The sequence below is a fragment of the Gilvimarinus japonicus genome (assembly GCF_042847215.1).
Lineage (GTDB): Bacteria > Pseudomonadota > Gammaproteobacteria > Pseudomonadales > Cellvibrionaceae > Gilvimarinus > Gilvimarinus japonicus.
The window spans coordinates 186,443-204,674 of the sequence record NZ_AP031500.1 but is presented as its reverse complement, the minus strand read 5'-3'; the positions used below and the strand labels follow the sequence as shown (position 1 = coordinate 204,674).

Genomic DNA, 18,232 nt, shown 5'->3' with positions numbered 1-18,232 from the left:
GGCTCTACTTTACGGAAAACAACAGAGAGTTTTAAATGTTAAGAACCTTTTTATTAAAATTGGGGAATTCACGTGTAAGATAACGACAACACTCAAATTGCGACGGATCAGAAATCGAGCAGGGACTAATATGGACGATTCCAAACAGAAAATTGCCCTCTTTATCGATGCAGACAATGCCCCTGCCAATAAATTTGAGGATGTGCTCAGCGAAGTGGCTAAATATGGGGTAGTCACCATTAGAAAAGCTTATGGCAACTGGAAAAAATCCTCGATTAAGCCATGGGAGGATCTTTTGCATGAATACGCTATTCAACCCATACAACAGTATGACCTAGCCAAAGGGAAAAACGCATCAGATATCGCGTTAGTGATTGACGCCATGGATGTCATGTATACAAAAGATATTGACGTTATGTGTTTTGTTTCTTCTGATTGCGATTTCACACCCATGGTAGTTAGAGCGTTATCGGAAGGAAAGGTTGTACTGGGCTTTGGAGAACGGAAAACACCGGAACCTTTTGTAAATGCTTGCTCCAAATTTCTATTTTTAGATCAAGATCAAAACACTATCGAGCTAAATCAAGAGAAGCCGAAGAACATAAAATCCGACACCAAGCTTATCAATCTACTGCGTCAGGCTATTGCCGCAACCGCCGAAGATAATGGCTGGTCGGCTCTTGGACCTGTTGGTTCTCACATATCTAATAAAACGTCATTCGACACCAGAAACTACGGCTATAGAAACTTAAGCAGCCTGATAAAAGCGATTGACCTTTTTGAAATAAAACGAGGACCCAACAACTCTTACTTAGTACGGGATGTAAGAAAACGAAAGTAATAAGAGTTATGAACGACGCGATAGCCGCGAACATTCATTCACTCATTCCTTTAATCTACAGGGTCAGAGGAATCGAAAAACCAACCCATTCCAGCGAAAAATAAACCCTAAACAAGCTAACGCTCGTTAGCTATTGTGCTCCGTATACTTTCTGTAAGACCACCCTTTTATTAATAACAATTGTTCAAGTACACTCTAATGAAACACGTTCTGGCACTTTTATAGCTAAACATTAAGCCTATCTTGAAGGACTCTTTATAATGAATAAAATCACGGCGATAATCACCTCGACTTTAATGGCAGCCACGATGGCTGGCTGCGCACATCACCATACCGCCCAAACGACCGCTAATGGTAACCCCCTTAACTTTGGCGAAGGCTTACGTACCGCCGACCCCTCGGCCCATGTCTGGAACGACGGCAAGATGTACGTGTACACCTCGCACGACGAGGAGTGTCAAGAAGACTTTTGGATGAAAGACTGGTATGCGTTTTCCTCTACGGATTTACAAAACTGGGAAACTCACGGACCTTTGTTATCGGTTGACGACATAAGCTGGGCAGACAACTACGCCTGGGCGCCGGATGCGGCTTATAAAAATGGTAAATACTATTTGGTATTTCCGGCAGGCTCGGGCCATAAAGACAGGGTTAACCCAGAGAACAGCACTAAATGGATGGGCATTGGCATTGCCGAAAGCGACTCACCCACCGGGCCATTTAAAGATGTAATTGACGCGCCTCTGTGGACATCGCCCTACGCCAATGACCCGAGCTTGTTTATTGACGACGACGGCCAAGCGTATTTGTACGTGCACGCCAAAGACCACGATTACCATGTCATCAAAATGGCAGACGACATGCGCAGCACAGAAGGCGATCTAATAAAAATGGATATGGGTGGCTATGAGCCAAAAATGGAAGGCCCCTGGGTGTTTAAGCGCGATGACAATTATTACTTCACCATGCCCGAAAACAACCGCGTGCTGAGTTATTATATGGCCAAATCGCCCACGGGCCCCTGGGAGTATAAAGGCGAGTTTATGGGGCAGGAGCACAACAGCAATAACCACCACTCTATTGTTGAGTATAAAGGTCAGTGGATACTTTTTTATCACCGCTGGCTAGACATCGATTCAGCCTGCGGCCGTCAGCGTCATAGCGCCGCTGAATATCTTCACTTTAATGATGACGGCACGATAAAACCGATTAAACGTACCGATAAGGGTGTTGCTGATTTTTCTTCGAAGACAACATCTAATTAACTTCTCTTATAGCTTTAACATTAAAAAGGCTGCCGATGATAAACATCGACAGCCTTTTTAGTAAGCAACTCTTTTATTGCACAGCCATGTAATCTTAAAGGCTATCGATAAAATCGTTAACTTCTTTTTTAGCCTCTTCCTTAGACTTGCCGTATTTGGCCTGAATCTCTCCGGCAAGCTTTTCTTGATTGCCCTCTATTCGATCAAGGTCATCATTGGTTAACTTGCCCCACTGGGCCTGCACGCCACCTTTAAATTGATGCCACTTACCTTCAAACTGATCACTGTTCATAATAATTCCTCACTTTTGTCGAACATTTGGCGTTACACCGGCAACCATTGGTGTAACTATTTCTGTTGCCTTACGAAAGACTCTTTCGAGTGTGTACTTTACTTACAGCAGGTAGCGTGCCAAAGAATTAAATGAAAGCAGTTTTAACCTCAAACGCCTTGGCAGCCTTGCTGGGCGCGGCACATCTGCATCAAATGCATTACTACTTCAAGCTTGAGGGTTCACACCCTTTTTACTTATTTTGCGTAAACACGCCTTAACTTGTAAATTTTACTGCGCTTGAGATGTTTGATTGGAGGGAACCACGACGAAGGTTCGGTTGCGATGTTATTGCGTTGCACGTAAGTCACTTAAAGTTTTTAGTGCGCGATAAATAACAGGATCAGCTCCGCCACGGCCATTAACGTGACCTTACAACCAGCGCGACACAAACCAAGCATAGAGATAAAGGCCAGCCTAACCCAAACGCTACCAAGCCAATATCTGTGGTACTAGGTAAAAGCCTCCGCCAAGCAGCAACAGCCACAAAATTCCCGCCAGTAAAAACGGTTTACCGCCACCATTAGCCAATAAATGCCAGCGGGTTTTTAACCCCAGCGCCACCATCGCCAGCGCCAACGTCAATTGCGATGCCGCCTTCAGTACACCTAATAGAAGATCGGGCATGGGCACAAAGCTGCGAATAATGCTTGCCAAAATAAATCCTAAGACAAACCAAGGGATGGTCAGTGATACTTTGCCCTGCGGATGATGGGCCGCTTGCCGCCGCTGCCAGAAAAAACCTAATACAAACACCACAGGCGCCAACATCATCACCCGCGCCAGCTTTGCCACCAGTGCACCTTGCAACGCCAGCTCGTCAATCGCTTGACCCGCCGCCACCGCCTGGGCCACCTCATGCACCGTACTACCAATATAAACGCCATAGCTGGCACTGTCGGGCGCCGTTAAGTGAAAAATAACCGGATAGCAAAACATCGCCAGTGAGCCATAGGTCACCACCGTGGCAACTGCAATACTAATATCCCGCTCACGCGCCTTAACCACAGGCTCTACCGCCATGATTGCCGATGCGCCGCACACGGCACTACCGACGCTGGTCAGTAGCGCCAAGGGGGCAGACATTTTGAGCCAGCGTACACCGAGGTAAAAACCCAGTAAAAGTACAGTGATAACCACGAGCATATCGAGCACTAATACTTGCCAGCCGGCCTGAACCAGTTGCTGCACACTCAAACTAAAGCCCAGTAATACTACCCCCAGCCGCAACATTTTTTGCTGACAAAACAACATGGGCTGCTGTGCACTTTTACGATCGGGCAGATCGGTGCTGTTGCCCACCAGCATCCCCAATATAATGGCGAGCGGCAAAGCGCCGATACCGAGCGCCGCCAAAACGGGTAGTTGCGCGGCTGCCAGCGCTAGGCCAGCCAAAGCAATCAGTAACATCCACATAATGACCTCCAGTTGGGTGCTACTGTACGGCGCACAAACACTTAGGTATATTGGATATTATTTATATAAGAGTTAAATTATTCTTATGAATGTAACACTGCGACAAATGCGTATATTTGAAGCAACGGCCAGGCTTGAGCGCCTGAGCCAAGCCGCTAATGAGCAAGCCATTAGCCAGCCGGCCGCCAGTCAGGCATTAAAAGAAATGGAAAGATCGCTCGGTTATCCGTTGTTTGAGCGCCGTGGCCGGCACTTGCTACTAAGCTCGGAGGGCGAACAAATTTTATCACGGGTACGGCAGATTCTTGAGCTGACCCAACAACTCACGCAACCGGCCACCGGCTCAGTGATGGGCGTTATGCACTTGGCAGCCAGCATTACCATTGCCAGTTATTTAGCGCCATCGCTGATCGCTCGGTTTAAACACGTGCACCCACAGGCCGATATTAAACTCAGTATTGAAAACACCAGCCAAGTGCTGAGTAGTGTTGCTAAAGGACGAGCGTTGCTAGGGTTAATTGAAGGTCCGGCAATGCACTCGGAGCTTTTGATCACACCGTGGCAAACCGACCAGCTGGTGGTTTTTAGCGCGCCGGAACACCCTTTAGCACAACTGCGCAAACCCAGCTTTAAAAAGCTTTTGCAGTATCCATGGGTGGTTCGCGAGTCGGGCTCCGGCACACGCTCGATTTTAGACGCGGAGCTTCAACGTTTAGGGGTAAAAATTAACATCGCCCAAGCGTTAAATCGCCAAGAAGCTATTAAACAAAGCGTAATTGCTGGGCTGGGCGTGGGCTGTTTATCACACTTGGCCATTGCCCGCGAGCTGGCCAGTGGTCAGTTAGTGCAACTGCCCACACCGCTTAATTTAGAGCGCCGGTTCTCGTGGGTATTAGCGCCTGAGCGGCAAGAGCAGCCTATGCTTAAAGCGTTTATCGAGCTATGTACCCGATCATCGCCACAATGATGTCGCGCTCGAGCGGCGCGCTATACGAGACTCAAGCATCACTAAACGCCGGCAACGTAATACCGCGACGAACACCTATTAACAAACAAAGCCTTGGCAAGGCCCAAAACGTTTTAGCGCGGTATCAAAGGCTGGCGCCATCACAACGCCGCCGCAAAAATTCATCTACATCGTCTAACGTCGGCGCCAAAAACCCTAAAGGCCTGCCCATAGCCGCCAGAAGTTTTACGTGGGTCACCCCGGGGTAGGTTTTACGAGTGACCGGTACGCCCGCCGCTGTTAGTTTTTGCTCGAGTGACACAGCCGATCTAGGGGTAACGGTTTCGTCATCGGCACCGTGCAAGATCAGGGTAGGCGGATTTTTTGGTGTGACATGGTTGACGGTTAAGGCATCAACTTGTTTGGTTTCGTCGTCGCCAAAGATATTCGTCCAGCGAGACTTTTGCGTGGGTAAAAAGTAATCGTGGGGGCCGGCCAAGGCAACGTAGGCGGCGATTATATCGGGGCTTAAGCCCTCCGCTTGTAGGTATTTAGCATCGTAGCTGATAAGACCTGCAATCATAGCGCCGGCCGAGTGGCCCATCATCACCAGCGAGTTGCCCTCAAGCAAGGTCTGCACCGGCTCACTGGCCACAGCTTTCGCCACGTCGGCGATAAACTCGGGGTGCTTAACCTCGGGGTAGAGGCGGTAGTCGGGCACCACTACCGTGTAGCCGTGGCGCGCTAACGCCGCCGCGACAAATCCGTACTGTTCTTTGGCACCGCTGTCCCAGCTACCGCCGTAGACAAATACAATCACACAGGCATTAGCTGAGGCTTGGGGCCGGTATATATCCAGCCGTTGGCGCTCCAGTGGGCCGTAAGCAACATCTTTGGCCGTTTGGTAATGGCCCGCGCGATTAACCGTGTTAAGAAAATCTGTACCACTGCATCCGCTTAACAAGCCCAGGCTCCCCGCCAACACGAACACTCGGATACATACATATAGTTGCCGCAAGCCACGCTCCCGCCTTTGATTGTATTGCCGGTACAGTTTGTGCCGACGCCTATACCCGTAATACGCACATTAGCCGCCGGCAGATTACTCAACTTAACCGGCTTTTAACTGCAGCGCCTCACCGTGAAACTCAACCCCGCCCCAACCGTGCTGAATAAAATTGCGGATATTGCCGTGATCGGTTCCCTCGGGGTGAGCCAGTACATCGTCGCGGTAGTAAGTGCCAAAGCACGCCAAGGTTTGCGCCTCGCTTAGGCCATGCAGCTTGGCAAAGGCAAAAATCTTGCACGAGCCCTCATTGCTGCCGGCGGCGTTTTGCAAATCGCCATTGCTAAAAGCGGTGGGTTCGTAATCGTAAAAAGCCTCTATTATCTGTATAACTTCAGAGAACTCGACGCTAAGTGGCTCGCTCGATAATTTTTCTACAAGAATTTCTGGGGTCATAGTTCGATCTTCGCTGTTGCGTTCCAATTGCATTACCCGAAGGGGCTGCTGGGTTTTATTGGCCTTGTTCGCGCGTCGGTCAGGTATTGAGCAGAGCAATCCCTTCGAGCGCTAAATCATTGGTAGCAAGTCTAGGGGTGGTTGGTTTAGACAGCTCAAAGTCGATACACCCGACTCGCCCTTTTAACAAAAGTAAGACTTGCGACAAACCTTTATAGGCTTCACTTACAGTGAAACACGCACTAAGAGTCAGTACCAAAATTAAGGCCAACATTATAGCGGCCCGATGTCGCAAAGCCCATAGCACAAAACCTGACCCCGCACCCAGCGCCGCGGCAAAAACGGGCTTTAGCGCCGCTTTAACTTTTTATCGCCAAGATCGGCGAACTGACTTATATTACGCGTGAGCGTTGAAAGCGACGCCAATCACCATAACACTTTTTGGAATTTCTATTTATGAAGAAACTCGCGGTTCTCTGGGTTTTATTGTGCTTGGGTTCACTGAGTGCCTACGCCGACAACATGTACGTCAAGGTAACCAACAACACCGGCAGCGATATTTACCATCTGTATGTCAGCAGTGTGGGCAGTGATGAGTGGGAAGAAGACGTGCTGGACGTTGATGTACTGCTAGATGGCGAGACAGTGACGGTAAGCTTAAAAGGCTACTCCAACCCAAAGTTTGATGTGCAAGCTGAGGACGAAGACGGTGACACCTACACCATCGAGAATATCAATGTAAAAAAATACGACCTAGTCCTCACCCTAGACGATATGGATTAAGTCAGAGCAGCAACACACCAGATCCCGAAAGCCGCCTATGTTACAGGCGGCTTTTTTTATGCCCGGATTACACCCAACCCCCTCTCTAAGCCTGAAATCATCTGTGGACTCAGCCGGATCGGCAAACGTCTGTAACATTCTTAAGGCTCAGGAGTCTGATCGAGACCATTTAACCAATACCGGTTTAAGACCTACGAGGCTTAGTATGAATTTTTTGCGTTTTTTCGCTCCTGTAATCACCGCCATAGTGCTATTTACCAGCCTGCAAGCCCACGCCTTAGAGGCAGAATCTTTCACAAAAGAGCGGTTTGACGCGCTGCAAGCCGAAGGTGCGCCCATTTTGGTCGATATTTACGCCACCTGGTGCCCCACCTGCGCCAAGCAGCGCGAGGTATTAGAAACCTATCAAAACGAAAATCCGGACTCTGAGCTCGTTATTTTAGAAGTGGACTTTGATGATCAAAAAGAGTGGGTAAAACACTTTAAAGCGCCGCGCCAATCGACCCTATTGCTGTTTGATGGTAGCGAGCAAGTGTGGTTTAGCGTCGCCGAAACTCGCGAAGATAAAATCTTTGCCGCCATTGGCAAGCTGCTGGGGCAATAAGCATGACGCTGGAATTAACCGCACTACCGCTGGCCTTTTTGGCCGGCATCCTCAGCGTGCTCTCCCCTTGCGTTTGGCCACTGGTGCCTATCGTTATGGGCTCGGCTGCAGGCGAGAGCCGCTATGGGCCCTACGCGTTAGCCGCGGGTTTGAGCTTGTCATTCGCCATCGCCGGCACACTGTTTACCTTTGTCTTAGTCAGTGCCGGGCTGGACCCAGAGCTGTTTCGCTATATGGCCGCCATCTTACTGTTATTGGTGGGGCTTATCCTTGTTATTAAGCCCCTGGGCGATTGGATAAGTTTGCGTTTGTCGCTGCTCACCAGCCGCTTTAACAGTGCCACCGAAAACGCCTGGGGTGGCCAGTTTGGGGTGGGGTTTTTGCTGGGTATGGTATGGCTACCCTGCGTGGGCCCCACCCTCGGCGCCGCCATCGCGCTGGCATCGTTCGGCCAGCAAATGGGTACGGCGTTTATTATCATGCTCGCCTTTGGCTTGGGCACGGCGTTGGCGTTGCTGGCAGCAGGCTTGTTGTCGGGTAAGTTGCTCAGCCGTTTTTCAAGCAAGCTCACCAACAGTGCCAGTCGCGGTAAGCTTATTTTGGGCTACATGCTCATACTGCTAGCGGTGCTAACCCTAACCGGGCTCGATAAAGTATTAGAGACGTGGGCCATTGCTTGGCTACCGGATATGGCAACCAGCTTATAACCCTTACGCCCACCACGACGGGGATGTTAACCCGAGCCCGCAGACGCTCTTCGGCATACTCTAGCCGGTCGAATTCATCTACCCCGGGTGGGCAAACGCCCACCGGCTACCCAATCGATGGCTGGCAAGGCTTCTGCGACTGGTGGTTAATCATAAGATAGATCCAACCCGCGTTAAGACCTGTGCTCCAATAACGACACAACCGTGGACTGTTTTGTTTTAACCTGCAGCTGCAAAGTGCCAAAAGCCTCGGCGATCAAAATTTCCTTTGGGCTTTGGCGCGCAAACACCTGAGCGTGATACAGCGCCATGCCAAGACCGCCCTCCTCGAGCGACACATCAACCCGAATCGGTCCCATTGGATGCGACCGATAGGTGGCTAACTCGCAGTCGACTATGTCGGCGCGGCCCACCGTCAAAGAGGTTAACGTCTGAACGGCATAATCGATTACACAACCTAATGCTTCGCGAATAGCACGGCCTTGCTGCAAAACTTGCTCGTGGGGCGCAAGCGTTAACGACAAATACGGCTCGTTCAATGCGTCGATGTACGCGCGAAACCAGGTTCCAACCAAGTGATTTACGGTAAGCTCGCCCGACGGACGTTGACGTTTTTGCATGAGAATATCGCTCTTATTGACATTATGGCGGCCGTGGCGGAGCGCGGCTCTATTCGGCAAAAATCTTAGTAAAAACAAGCCTCTGGTGTTAACGCTTGTTAAAAAAAGCATTCCAATTGGTCAAAAGTGGTAGTTATTTTTACGAAAGTGCAAGAAAACACCAGACGCTAGAGAGAAGCGCATCCAAACCGGGCGCTTATACGATTAATAGACGCTGCGAAATACCTTGGGCGAGCAGCCATACTCCTCTTTAAAAAGCTTATTGAAGTAGGAGATGTTTTTATAACCCACCGAGTAAGCAATTTCCCCCACGCTCACATCCTTCGATTCGGACAACAAACGCGCCGCCTCGGTCAGGCGTAACTTATTTAAGTAGCCGGTAAAGGTAAAACCCAGCTCGGCCTTGAGGATGTCGTTAATTTTGGTACGGCTGACCCCGATGGCGTTTACTAAAGCCTCTAGGTTTAACTCGGGGTTGGCGTACTCGGTGGTTAAGTAGCGCAAGATGGCATCGCTGTCTTTATCGCGCTTAGGCTCTACCGACAACTGCTGATAAGCCACCAACGGCCGATCTTGCTGAATCTTTCGTTTCAGTGATTCGGTCAGCGCCCGAGTGTGCTGGCGAAACAACCAAACGCCGGCGATCGTCCACAAAACAAACAAAAAAACCGCCACACAATACACATAGCCCCACTCTTTACCGGCCAGTTCCAGCTGATTAAACCGCACATGCAACAACTGGTTTTGCGGGCTTTGGGTGGTCGAGGCAAACAATATTTTAGGCACCTGTTGCAGCGAATACTCTGACATCGACAGTTTAAAGTCGAAGTTGGTTAGCCACCACTGCGGCGTTTCTAGCCGGGTTAAATCAATACGCTGCTGCTGCCATTGCTCGCCACAGGAAAAAAAGCTTAAGGGCGAGCGATAGGTTAAAAAGTCATCGAGTTTGGTGACCCGTTCATCAACGGTAAACACCATAAGGGCCAGTTCATTGGCGGGGCTGCATTTAACCGTAAAGGTCAACTCGCTGTAGCGACTCAAGTCCACCAAGCGCGGCTCGCCCTTGGCGTCGGTAAACACCAACCCCACCGATGCCGCCGGGTATTGCGCTTTAGGCGCAATAAACAAGTCGTACTCCAGGCCATACGTATCGTCTAGCACGATCGCCTCGGAGGCGCCGCCCTGAGATGTATCGTCCTCTGGGCTGGCCCGCCAGGGCAGCTCGCTGTCACCACGGGGCAATAAAGACTGCGATATAAAGGTGTGCTTTAGCGCCCCAAAGAGTAGCAACACCGACACGGTTAATAACCCGACAAGAACGGTAATGGCTTTTTTATAAAAATTCAGCATGGGAGTCGCGAGCCAGCATAAAGACAAACGCAATGCTAACCACTATCGGTGCGGGATGATAGTCACCATAAAAATAAGCGCTATCACTGGTTAGATGGAACAAAACGGCATAAAATACCGCCTTTCTAGAAAAACGAAACGACATCCTCGGGGTGGCCAGACTGCTTTGGCAGTCGGCCTGAGACGCACACAGTGCGGACCCGTTGAACCTGATCCGGTTAATGCCGGCGTAGGGATTGGACTATTCGCACAGCAATAATACGCCCACAGCCAGAGCCTTTGGTTGCCAAGCACTAACAACGTGCCCCAATTACGACGCTATTGTAAGCAGACCGGGTCTCCTACACATTACCGGAGACTCAACCATGAACAAAACCCTAGCCTTAAGTGCCCTCACGCTCGCTATTGCGGCGCAAACCCACGCTGCCGACGATAGCATCGAAGAGATTCTAGTCAGCGCCGACTTTCGCGCCGCACCACTGCAAGATTTATCCACCAGCGCCAGCGTGATAGGTGCTGACACCATTAAAGCTCGTGGCGCCGAGCATTTAGCCGGCATCTTAAACACCGCGCCCAATGTGAACTTCTCGACCGGCGCCTCGCGCGGGCGGTTTTTTCAGATTCGCGGCATTGGCGAGCGCAGCCAGTTTATCGAGCCGGTAAACCCCTCGGTCGGTTTGTTAGTCGACGGTATCGACCTCACCGGTATTGGCGCCGCTGCCACGACGCTGGATATCCAGCAAGTCGAGATTTTGCGCGGCCCGCAAGGCACCCTCTACGGCGCCAACGCGCTGGCCGGTTTAATCAATATGGTATCGGGCAGCCCCACCCAAGAGTTTGGCGGCGAGCTGTCGGCCACGGTGGGCGACTATAATACCTACACCACCAGCGCGGTACTTAGCGGCCCTGTCAGTCGCGATGTTGGGTTTCGGGTAGCACTCGAGCAGCACACCAGCGACGGCTACCAAGAAAACGCTTTTTTAAATATCGACGACAACGCCAACATCGACGAGCAAACCGCGCGCGGTAAACTCAACTGGCAAATCGGCGACGCTTTGGCGCTGGATTTTACCGCTATGTACGTCAATGTGGATAACGGCTACGACGGCTTCTCGCTGGATAACACCCGCACCACGCTGTCCGACAACCCGGGGCACGACCGGCAAGAGACCGTCGCCTTTGCCGTAAAAGCCAACTGGCAGGTAAGCGATGCCTTCCACGCCATTGTCCAAGCCAGCAACGCCAACTCGGACACCGAGTACGGCTACGATGAAGACTGGGCCTACCCCGATATCTGTGCTGACTTTAATTGTGTAGTTGAGGGCAAACAGCAGTACGGTTACAACTCACAAGATAACTACCAGCGCGAGATCGACAACACCACGCTCGATGTGCGGTTAGTGTCCGACCACGAGGCCGGCGAGCTGGGCTGGGTGGCAGGGGCTTATTACCGCGATCAATCAGAAGTTTTAGATCGTCAGCAAACGTATTTAGCGCAGGATTTTTTTAGCGACTTTAGCAGCGACAACACCGCGCTGTACGGCCAGTTAGAAATTCCTCTCAGCCAGGCACTGCAAGTAGTGACCGGCCTGCGTTACGAGCAGCGCGACGCCAGCTACCGCGACAGCGACGGCGTAAGCAACGAGCCCAGCGACGATATGCTGGGTGGTAAAGTGGCGCTGGAGTACCGCCCGGACGAATCGACCCTTTGGTATGGGCTTGTCTCGCGCGGTTACAAAGCTGGCGGCTTTAACAGCGTTGCCGACTTACCCGCCGACGAGCGCAAATACGAACCCGAGTTTTTGTGGAATTACGAAACCGGCCTTAAAACCACCAGCCAAGATAACCGCCTGCAAAGCCAGATCGCGCTGTTTTACCAAGACCGCGATGACCTGCAAACCAAACAGTCATTACTTGTACCGATTGAGGGTGACGACTGCCCGTGCGGCTTTGATGACTACACCGTTAACGCTCCCGCTGGTACCACTTACGGGCTAGAGGCCGAACTAAACTGGCAAGCTAATGAGATGCTAAGTGTCTTTGCCAGCCTGGGCCTCCTGCGCAGCGAATTTAAAGACTTCATCAGCTTCGCGCACGCCGATAGAAACTTAGAGGACGGCACCCCTGTCGACTTAAGCGGCCACGACTTACCCCACGCACCCCACTACCAATTTACCACCGGCGCGGTATTTAACTTTACCGAGCACTGGTACGCCCGCGTTGAGGTAGAGGGCAAAGACAGCTTTTACTTCTCTAGCCGCCACGAGGCGCAGTCGGAGTCTTACGAGTTATTTAATGCCCGTATCGGCTACCAAACCGAGCAGTGGGAGGTGGCCTTGTACGGCCGCAACCTCACCGATGAAGACACCCAAACCCGCGGTTTTGGCAGCTTTGGCAACGACCCGCGCGACGCTTACACCACCAAACCTTACTACCAGTTTGGCGAGCCGCGCATGATTGCCGCCACCGCCAGTGTGCGGTTTTAGGTAAACTAGCGCCAGGTATCGTTTTTACTACACCCACTTAGTCTGAGAGTTGTTATGCAGTTATCCGTCGAATTGAGCATGTACCCCTTTAATGGCGATTACCTGCCACCCATTGAAGGTTTTATCGCTTGGCTCAACCAGCAACCGGATATACGACTGCAAACCGTCGCCACCTGCACCATTATTACCGGCGATTATGAGCGGGTCATGGATGTCCTGCGCGACGGTTTTAAACACAGCATGGAGCAACACGGCAAAGCGGTATTTGTGGCTAAGTTTTTACCGGGGTTCGAAGCTCTGCCCGAGCAAGACGTATGAGCGAAAGCGTTACCCAACAAATAGGCAGCGCCTGGCAGGCCATGTCCGGCTGGGAGATCGCTGCGGTGATTTTGGCGATTGCCTATTTGTTGCTGGCCGTAAAGCAAAACAGTTTATGTTGGTATTGCGCGCTGGCCAGCACCGCCATTTATACCCTGTTGTTTTGGGACGTTTCATTGCTGATGGAATCGGCCCTTAATGGTTACTACATGTTAATGGCCGTGTATGGCTGGTGGCATTGGCACCACGGCGGCGCGCGCGACACCGAGCTGCCGGTGCAGCGTTGGAGCGGCAAAAAACACGCCCTGACGATAGTAACCATCGCACTGCTAACGCTTACCTCGGGTAGCTTACTGCACCAATACACCGGCGCCGCTTGGCCCTATGTGGATTCATTCACCACGTGGGCCAGCGTCATTACCACTTTCATGGTAGCCCGCAAAGTATTAGAAAACTGGCTGTATTGGATGATTATTAACACCACGTCGATCTTTTTGTTTATTGATCGCGGTCTATACCTTACCGCTGGCCTATTAGTCTCGTATCTGGTTATCTCGGTTTTTGGCTTTATAAGCTGGCGGCGCGACTATGTAAACAGGGCCGTTACCGGAACTGCCCATGCCTGATACCGCGAGCTTACAATCGGTATTAGCCAGCTGGCGCGAGTGGCCACTGGCCATTAGTGCGCCGCCCAAAGTGCTGGGGCCAGTACCCGGTGGGCGCACCAATCGCAATGTTAAAATTGCCGTGCCGGGGTTGAGCGGGCCGTTAATTTTGCGCCTTAACAATCGGCGCAGTGAGGCACTCGGTATCAACCGCACCGCCGAGGCGCAAATACTGTATAGCGCCGCCAAGGCCAAAATTGCGCCCGAGCCGATTTACCAAGATCCAAGCCACCGCTTCTCGATACTGCCTTTTATCGATGCCCGCGTATGGCAGGCAAAAGATTTTAGCAACCCGCTACAACGCCAACGCCTCTTGCGCTTGCTGCGCTCGGTACGCGAGCTAAACCCCGCCACCGAGAAGCGCTCTTATTACAACTACCTAGCGCATTACATGCAGCAGCTGCAAAGCGCGGGCACCGTATCGGTCGACCTTGCGCAACAATGGGCGACCTTTACACCAAGACTACAAGCCTTTGATCAAGCGCCCTGGCCGGCCGAGCTGACCCACCACGATTTAATTCCTGAAAACATCCTCGATACCGGTAACCGCTTGTACCTCATCGACTGGGAGTACGCCGCTATCGGCCACGCCGACATTGATTTATGGTGCATTGATACCGCACTTGTGCACGAACCTTTTATTCACGAACTAGCGCAGTGGACTAACGAGCTATGGGAGCGGGTATTGGCACTGCCTTGCCACCTTAGCCCAGACGAGTAACCCCGCATCAGCTGCCCCCGCTAGCAACCAGGCGACGCTAACACTTTCGCCCTAAGGGCTGATACACTCAAAGATATAAATCTATGATCAGTCACGAGTAACGCCTACCGCGTTAACCTTTAAAGCCGAGAAGCTTACCCATACCGCACGCAAGGGCGACGTTAAAGGACAAACGACAGTGTGGCACCTTGTGGAATGTTACCGGGAATGGATTATGAAAATAACAAGTCCCACCGCGCGACAGATACGCCGTATGATCGCAGTATGGCTGACAAGCTATGTCATACTCTTCACCCCCACCAGCCATGCCGGCAACACCGAAGCTCCTCTCGATATAACCGTCGCCGTCTACTCTTACTTCCTGGCCGACATCCGTAAGTACTCCCAAGATCACCACTGCCTCGATTACCAAAAAATGGGGCTGGTCAAAAATGTTACCTTAAACGAACTAAGCCTTATGTGCCGCGCCTTCGACGCCGCAGATTTTGCGGTTAACACCAAATGGCAGGCGCACCCGATGCAAGAGCGCATGGTCCGAAGCATTGACGCAGGCAACGCCGTTATCGGCGGCGCGGCTATTTGGGGGCGCGATGCCACCGAGCGGGTTTATGTGAGTGACAACTTATTAAACTCAGGGGAATACGCCAAAGGCATATACGCCCCCAAAGAAAAGCTTCCGGGCTTGCTTGACGAGATTAAAGCCAACGGGTTTAAAAACTTAACGGGCGTTACCGACAAAACCTGGTTTTACGACGTGCAAGCACTGGATTGCCTACAGAGCAAACGCTATTACGGCGTCACCTACCACACCATGTTTAAAATGGTTGATGCCGAGCGCGCCGACTTTACCTTAATGCATTTCTCCTCTCTGCCAGATCAATCTCACACCGTAAGCGACATCACCTTAAACCCACTACCCGGCTATAAAATCTCGTTCGATGATTCTCTCAACTTTTTTGTCAGTAAATCGCACCCCGATGGCCAACGGGTATTTGCGGCGCTGCAAAAAGGTCTAGCCATATTACGTAAACAGGGGGTAATCACCCAGGCGTATCAAGCGGCCGGATTTTTACCCGATCAAGATGACAAACGTGTAGAAATTGGTTGCCATCGCTAAAGCCTATCTTTAACCCGCCCTCTTTGCAGATGGCTAAGGCTAATCCGACAGCGCACGGTAAGCGCTACGCAACCCGCCCCCGTTAACGCGCTCCCCGCTCGCAAATTGACGACACTAACCGCCCGAAACGTCAATTTTTGTCAAATATCACATCACTGTAGGACGCAAATGCTATTATGGTAATAATGACCATAACTATATTAAACAGGACACGCTCACCATGTACCGACTGTATCGTACGCCCCAATATTTAGCGCTGCTTGCCAGCCTAGTACTGACGCTACTGTGCACGACCGCCCAAGCCGAAGACGGCTACCGCATGTGGTTGCGCTACGACACCATCGCCGACAACACACTTAAACAACAATACCGCGCCCAGCTGCAACAGTTAGTGGCTACCGACCAATCGCCCACCCTAGCAGCCGCCCGCGCCGAGTTAACCCGTGGCCTAAATGGTTTGTTAGGTCAAAGCATCAAGCCCAGCAAAGCCGCGCAAGGCGCCGGCAACTTAATTATCGGCACGCCCGACAGCTCGGCCAACATTGCCGCTTTAAAGCTTGGCGATAGGCTTAACGCCGTGGGGCCCGAGGGTTTTATCATCACTCGTGCCAAGGTCGCCGGCCAACGTGCCACCGTGATTGCCGCCAATAGCGATGCCGGTGTGCTGTACGGCGCGTTTCACCTGCTGCGGTTAATGCAAACCCAAAGCGATATTGCCCATATCGACGTGCAATCGGCACCCTCGGTGCAGCACCGCGTCGTCAACCACTGGGACAACCTCAACCGCATTGTCGAGCGCGGCTACGCCGGCTTATCACTGTGGGAGTGGGGCAACCTGCCCGAGTACCAAAACAACCCGCGCTATATCGATTACGCCCGTATCAACGCCTCGCTGGGCATTAACGGCACCGTTATTAATAACGTCAACGCCGATGCGCGCATCTTAAGCGATGCCTTTTTAGCCAAGGCCGCGGCATTGGCCGAGGTGTTCCGCCCCTACGGCATTAAGCTTTATTTGTCGGTTAAATTTAACTCGCCCATGCTACTGGACGACTTTGACACGGCCGACCCACTCGACCCCAAAGTACAAAAATGGTGGCGCGAGCGGGTTAAAAAAGTCTACCAGTACATCCCCGACTTTGGTGGCTTTTTAGTCAAAGCCAACTCCGAAGGGCAGCCCGGCCCACAAGACTTTGGCCGCAACCACGCCGACGGCGCCAATATGCTCGCCGATGCGCTCGCCCCCTATAATGGCTTAGTGTTTTGGCGCGCGTTTGTGTACGCCCCCGAGCAGGGCGATCGGTTTCGCGAAGCCTACGATGAATTTAAACCGCTGGACGGCAAGTTCCGCGACAACGTGATTGTGCAAATTAAAAATGGCCCGATCGATTTTCAACCCCGCGAACCCTTCTCACCCTTATTTGGCGCGCTGCAAAAAACCAATATCGCGCTGGAAGTGCAAGTCTCGCAAGAATATTTTGGCTTCTCGAATCACTTAGCCTACCAGGGGCCACTGTTTGAAGAAGCGCTTGATGCCGACACCTACGCCCAAGGCGCGGGCAGCACCATAGGAAAAATTTTAGCGGGTAACGTATTCGACTATAAACACACCGGCATGGCCGCGGTGATAAACCCCGGCACCGATCGCAACTGGACCGGCCACACCTTTGTGCAATCAAGCTGGTATGCGTTTGGCCGCTTAGCGTGGGATGTGGGGCTAAGCTCCGCCGCCATTGCCGATGAGTGGGCCCGCATGACCTTTAACAACAAGGACGATGTGTTAGCGCCCGTGACCGATATTATGGCCATAAGCCGCGAGGCCGGCGTTAACTACCGTATGCCTTTAGGCCTAACCCACCTGTATGCTCAAGGCCACCACTACGGCCCCGCCCCCTGGCACGATACATCGGGCCGCCCCGATTGGACCGCCTATTATTATCATCAGGCCGACAAAGACGGCATCGGTTACGATCGCACTAAAACCGGCTCGCACGCCATCGAGCAGTACTACCCACACTGGGCCACCCAATTTGCCAAGCCCGAAACAACGCCAGAAGCGTTACTGCTGTGGTTCCATCATTTACCCTGGAGCTACAAAATGGATTCGGGCCGCAGCCTGTGGCAAGAGCTGGTACACAAATACGATACCGGCGTTAACCAAGTGCGCGAGATGCAAACCCAGTGGCAAGAGCTAAAAGGTAAGATTGACCCCGAGCGCTTTAGCCAAGTTGAGGCACAACTGAAAGTACAATTGCGCGACGCCATCTACTGGCGCGATGCCTGTGTCAGTTACTTTGCCAGCGTTAGCGGCCTGGCACTGCCCAAGGGCTCGTCCGCTCCGGCACACCCACTGGAATATTACAAAAACCAAGAGAAAATCCGCTACGTCCCAGACCCTTGGTATCCGTTCCCCTCCGCACACTGACGGTAACCACCTAAAAAGGCCCGGCTCACGCGCTGGGCCTTTTTAGTAGATCCCGACTCCACATCAACTTAGCCCTAAATACCTACTCGGCCTCACGCCAAAAACACCCTCCTCGGCCAACTAACCCCACTCCGACCCAGTCCTTTTATTACCATTCGCACCGGGCTATTGGTAA

General features: G+C 51.9%; 18 protein-coding genes and 1 riboswitch. Of the genes, 12 read left to right on the top strand and 6 right to left on the bottom strand.

All coding sequences use genetic code 11. From position 1 onward, the window contains the following. The first annotated feature begins 130 nt into the window (after window positions 1-130). Complete coding sequence (locus tag ACGHAD_RS00835; RefSeq protein WP_339617404.1) at window positions 131-841, top strand: NYN domain-containing protein; 711 nt, start codon at window positions 131-133, stop codon at window positions 839-841. 260 nt (window positions 842-1,101) lie between these two features. Further along, window positions 1,102-2,106 carry a family 43 glycosylhydrolase gene (locus ACGHAD_RS00830; RefSeq protein ID WP_382414067.1) on the top strand — a complete coding sequence of 335 codons (1,005 nt, stop codon included), beginning with the start codon at window positions 1,102-1,104 and terminating at the stop codon, window positions 2,104-2,106. 94 nt (window positions 2,107-2,200) lie between these two features. On the opposite strand, the gene ACGHAD_RS00825 is transcribed toward ACGHAD_RS00830, so the two are convergent. Further along, the gene (locus tag ACGHAD_RS00825) at window positions 2,201-2,398 is read right to left on the bottom strand and encodes a CsbD family protein (RefSeq protein ID WP_339617403.1); all 198 of its coding nucleotides are present in this window, start codon (window positions 2,396-2,398) and stop codon (window positions 2,201-2,203) included. Window positions 2,399-2,866: 468 nt separating this feature from the next. Continuing rightward, on the bottom strand, window positions 2,867-3,853 hold the full coding sequence (locus tag ACGHAD_RS00820) for a putative sulfate exporter family transporter (protein WP_339617402.1): 987 nt from the start codon (window positions 3,851-3,853) through the stop codon (window positions 2,867-2,869). Window positions 3,854-3,938: 85 nt separating this feature from the next. On the opposite strand from ACGHAD_RS00820, the gene ACGHAD_RS00815 reads away from it, so the two are divergent. Further along, entirely contained in the window at window positions 3,939-4,820 is an 882-nt protein-coding gene (locus ACGHAD_RS00815; RefSeq protein WP_339617401.1) for a LysR family transcriptional regulator, read from the top strand. Between the two features lie 124 nt (window positions 4,821-4,944). Here ACGHAD_RS00815 and ACGHAD_RS00810 read toward each other — a convergent pair whose 3' ends face one another. Both ACGHAD_RS00810 and ACGHAD_RS00805 read right to left on the bottom strand, forming a co-directional pair. Continuing rightward, entirely contained in the window at window positions 4,945-5,763 is an 819-nt protein-coding gene (locus ACGHAD_RS00810; protein ID WP_382414064.1) for an alpha/beta hydrolase, read from the bottom strand. A gap of 147 nt (window positions 5,764-5,910) precedes the next feature. Next, complete coding sequence (locus ACGHAD_RS00805) at window positions 5,911-6,261, bottom strand: HopJ type III effector protein (RefSeq protein ID WP_382414062.1); 351 nt, start codon at window positions 6,259-6,261, stop codon at window positions 5,911-5,913. A gap of 456 nt (window positions 6,262-6,717) precedes the next feature. Here ACGHAD_RS00805 and ACGHAD_RS00800 point away from each other — a divergent pair, with 456 nt between their 5' ends. The 3 genes from ACGHAD_RS00800 to ACGHAD_RS00790 all read left to right on the top strand — a co-directional run bounded on the left by ACGHAD_RS00800 (window position 6,718) and on the right by ACGHAD_RS00790 (window position 8,355). Continuing rightward, window positions 6,718-7,044: a hypothetical protein gene (locus ACGHAD_RS00800; protein ID WP_339617398.1), complete on the top strand. Its 327-nt coding sequence runs from the start codon at window positions 6,718-6,720 to the stop codon at window positions 7,042-7,044. Between the two features lie 205 nt (window positions 7,045-7,249). After that, complete coding sequence (locus tag ACGHAD_RS00795; protein ID WP_382414060.1) at window positions 7,250-7,648, top strand: thioredoxin family protein; 399 nt, start codon at window positions 7,250-7,252, stop codon at window positions 7,646-7,648. A gap of 2 nt (window positions 7,649-7,650) precedes the next feature. Continuing rightward, entirely contained in the window at window positions 7,651-8,355 is a 705-nt protein-coding gene (locus ACGHAD_RS00790; protein WP_382414058.1) for a cytochrome c biogenesis CcdA family protein, read from the top strand. Between the two features lie 173 nt (window positions 8,356-8,528). Here the strand turns inward: ACGHAD_RS00790 and ACGHAD_RS00785 are convergent, their stop codons facing one another. Both ACGHAD_RS00785 and ACGHAD_RS00780 read right to left on the bottom strand, forming a co-directional pair. Continuing rightward, window positions 8,529-8,975, bottom strand: a complete 447-nt coding sequence (locus tag ACGHAD_RS00785) for a hypothetical protein (RefSeq protein WP_382414056.1) — start codon at window positions 8,973-8,975, stop codon at window positions 8,529-8,531. A 204-nt stretch (window positions 8,976-9,179) separates the two neighbouring features. Next, complete coding sequence (locus ACGHAD_RS00780; protein ID WP_382414054.1) at window positions 9,180-10,325, bottom strand: helix-turn-helix domain-containing protein; 1,146 nt, start codon at window positions 10,323-10,325, stop codon at window positions 9,180-9,182. A 138-nt stretch (window positions 10,326-10,463) separates the two neighbouring features. Continuing rightward, window positions 10,464-10,579: riboswitch (TPP riboswitch) on the top strand. 111 nt (window positions 10,580-10,690) lie between these two features. On the opposite strand from ACGHAD_RS00780, the gene ACGHAD_RS00775 reads away from it, so the two are divergent. From ACGHAD_RS00775 to ACGHAD_RS00750, 6 genes are all read left to right on the top strand, one after another. After that, window positions 10,691-12,811, top strand: a complete 2,121-nt coding sequence (locus ACGHAD_RS00775; RefSeq protein WP_382414052.1) for a TonB-dependent receptor — start codon at window positions 10,691-10,693, stop codon at window positions 12,809-12,811. Window positions 12,812-12,865: 54 nt separating this feature from the next. Next, window positions 12,866-13,129, top strand: a complete 264-nt coding sequence (locus ACGHAD_RS00770) for a YkoF family thiamine/hydroxymethylpyrimidine-binding protein (protein ID WP_339617392.1) — start codon at window positions 12,866-12,868, stop codon at window positions 13,127-13,129. Beyond that, window positions 13,126-13,755 (top strand): nicotinamide riboside transporter PnuC, encoded by a 630-nt coding sequence (gene pnuC / locus ACGHAD_RS00765; protein WP_382414049.1) that lies wholly within the window; start codon window positions 13,126-13,128, stop codon window positions 13,753-13,755. The genes ACGHAD_RS00770 and pnuC overlap by 4 nt, the downstream gene beginning before the upstream one ends. Further along, window positions 13,748-14,515, top strand: a complete 768-nt coding sequence (locus tag ACGHAD_RS00760) for a choline/ethanolamine kinase family protein (RefSeq protein WP_382414047.1) — start codon at window positions 13,748-13,750, stop codon at window positions 14,513-14,515. The genes pnuC and ACGHAD_RS00760 overlap by 8 nt, the downstream gene beginning before the upstream one ends. Before the next feature lie 214 nt (window positions 14,516-14,729). After that, window positions 14,730-15,632, top strand: coding sequence for a hypothetical protein (locus tag ACGHAD_RS00755; protein ID WP_382414045.1), 903 nt, complete (start codon window positions 14,730-14,732; stop codon window positions 15,630-15,632). A gap of 220 nt (window positions 15,633-15,852) precedes the next feature. Further along, window positions 15,853-18,057: an alpha-glucuronidase family glycosyl hydrolase gene (locus tag ACGHAD_RS00750; protein WP_382414043.1), complete on the top strand. Its 2,205-nt coding sequence runs from the start codon at window positions 15,853-15,855 to the stop codon at window positions 18,055-18,057. The last annotated feature ends 175 nt before the right edge of the window (window positions 18,058-18,232 follow it).

Bases quoted from the DNA above. Each gene is read 5' to 3' on its own strand.
- ACGHAD_RS00835 (WP_339617404.1), top strand. From the start codon at position 131: ATGGACGATTCCAAACAGAAAATTGCCCTCTTTATCGATGCAGACAAT.
- ACGHAD_RS00830 (WP_382414067.1), top strand. From the start codon at position 1,102: ATGAATAAAATCACGGCGATAATCACCTCGACTTTAATGGCAGCCACG.
- ACGHAD_RS00825 (WP_339617403.1), bottom strand. From the start codon at position 2,398: ATGAACAGTGATCAGTTTGAAGGTAAGTGGCATCAATTTAAAGGTGGC.
- ACGHAD_RS00820 (WP_339617402.1), bottom strand. From the start codon at position 3,853: ATGTGGATGTTACTGATTGCTTTGGCTGGCCTAGCGCTGGCAGCCGCG.
- ACGHAD_RS00815 (WP_339617401.1), top strand. From the start codon at position 3,939: ATGAATGTAACACTGCGACAAATGCGTATATTTGAAGCAACGGCCAGG.
- ACGHAD_RS00805 (WP_382414062.1), bottom strand. From the start codon at position 6,261: ATGACCCCAGAAATTCTTGTAGAAAAATTATCGAGCGAGCCACTTAGC.
- ACGHAD_RS00800 (WP_339617398.1), top strand. From the start codon at position 6,718: ATGAAGAAACTCGCGGTTCTCTGGGTTTTATTGTGCTTGGGTTCACTG.
- ACGHAD_RS00795 (WP_382414060.1), top strand. From the start codon at position 7,250: ATGAATTTTTTGCGTTTTTTCGCTCCTGTAATCACCGCCATAGTGCTA.
- ACGHAD_RS00790 (WP_382414058.1), top strand. From the start codon at position 7,651: ATGACGCTGGAATTAACCGCACTACCGCTGGCCTTTTTGGCCGGCATC.
- ACGHAD_RS00785 (WP_382414056.1), bottom strand. From the start codon at position 8,975: ATGCAAAAACGTCAACGTCCGTCGGGCGAGCTTACCGTAAATCACTTG.
- ACGHAD_RS00780 (WP_382414054.1), bottom strand. From the start codon at position 10,325: ATGCTGAATTTTTATAAAAAAGCCATTACCGTTCTTGTCGGGTTATTA.
- ACGHAD_RS00775 (WP_382414052.1), top strand. From the start codon at position 10,691: ATGAACAAAACCCTAGCCTTAAGTGCCCTCACGCTCGCTATTGCGGCG.
- ACGHAD_RS00770 (WP_339617392.1), top strand. From the start codon at position 12,866: ATGCAGTTATCCGTCGAATTGAGCATGTACCCCTTTAATGGCGATTAC.
- pnuC (WP_382414049.1), top strand. From the start codon at position 13,126: ATGAGCGAAAGCGTTACCCAACAAATAGGCAGCGCCTGGCAGGCCATG.
- ACGHAD_RS00760 (WP_382414047.1), top strand. From the start codon at position 13,748: ATGCCTGATACCGCGAGCTTACAATCGGTATTAGCCAGCTGGCGCGAG.
- ACGHAD_RS00755 (WP_382414045.1), top strand. From the start codon at position 14,730: ATGAAAATAACAAGTCCCACCGCGCGACAGATACGCCGTATGATCGCA.
- ACGHAD_RS00750 (WP_382414043.1), top strand. From the start codon at position 15,853: ATGTACCGACTGTATCGTACGCCCCAATATTTAGCGCTGCTTGCCAGC.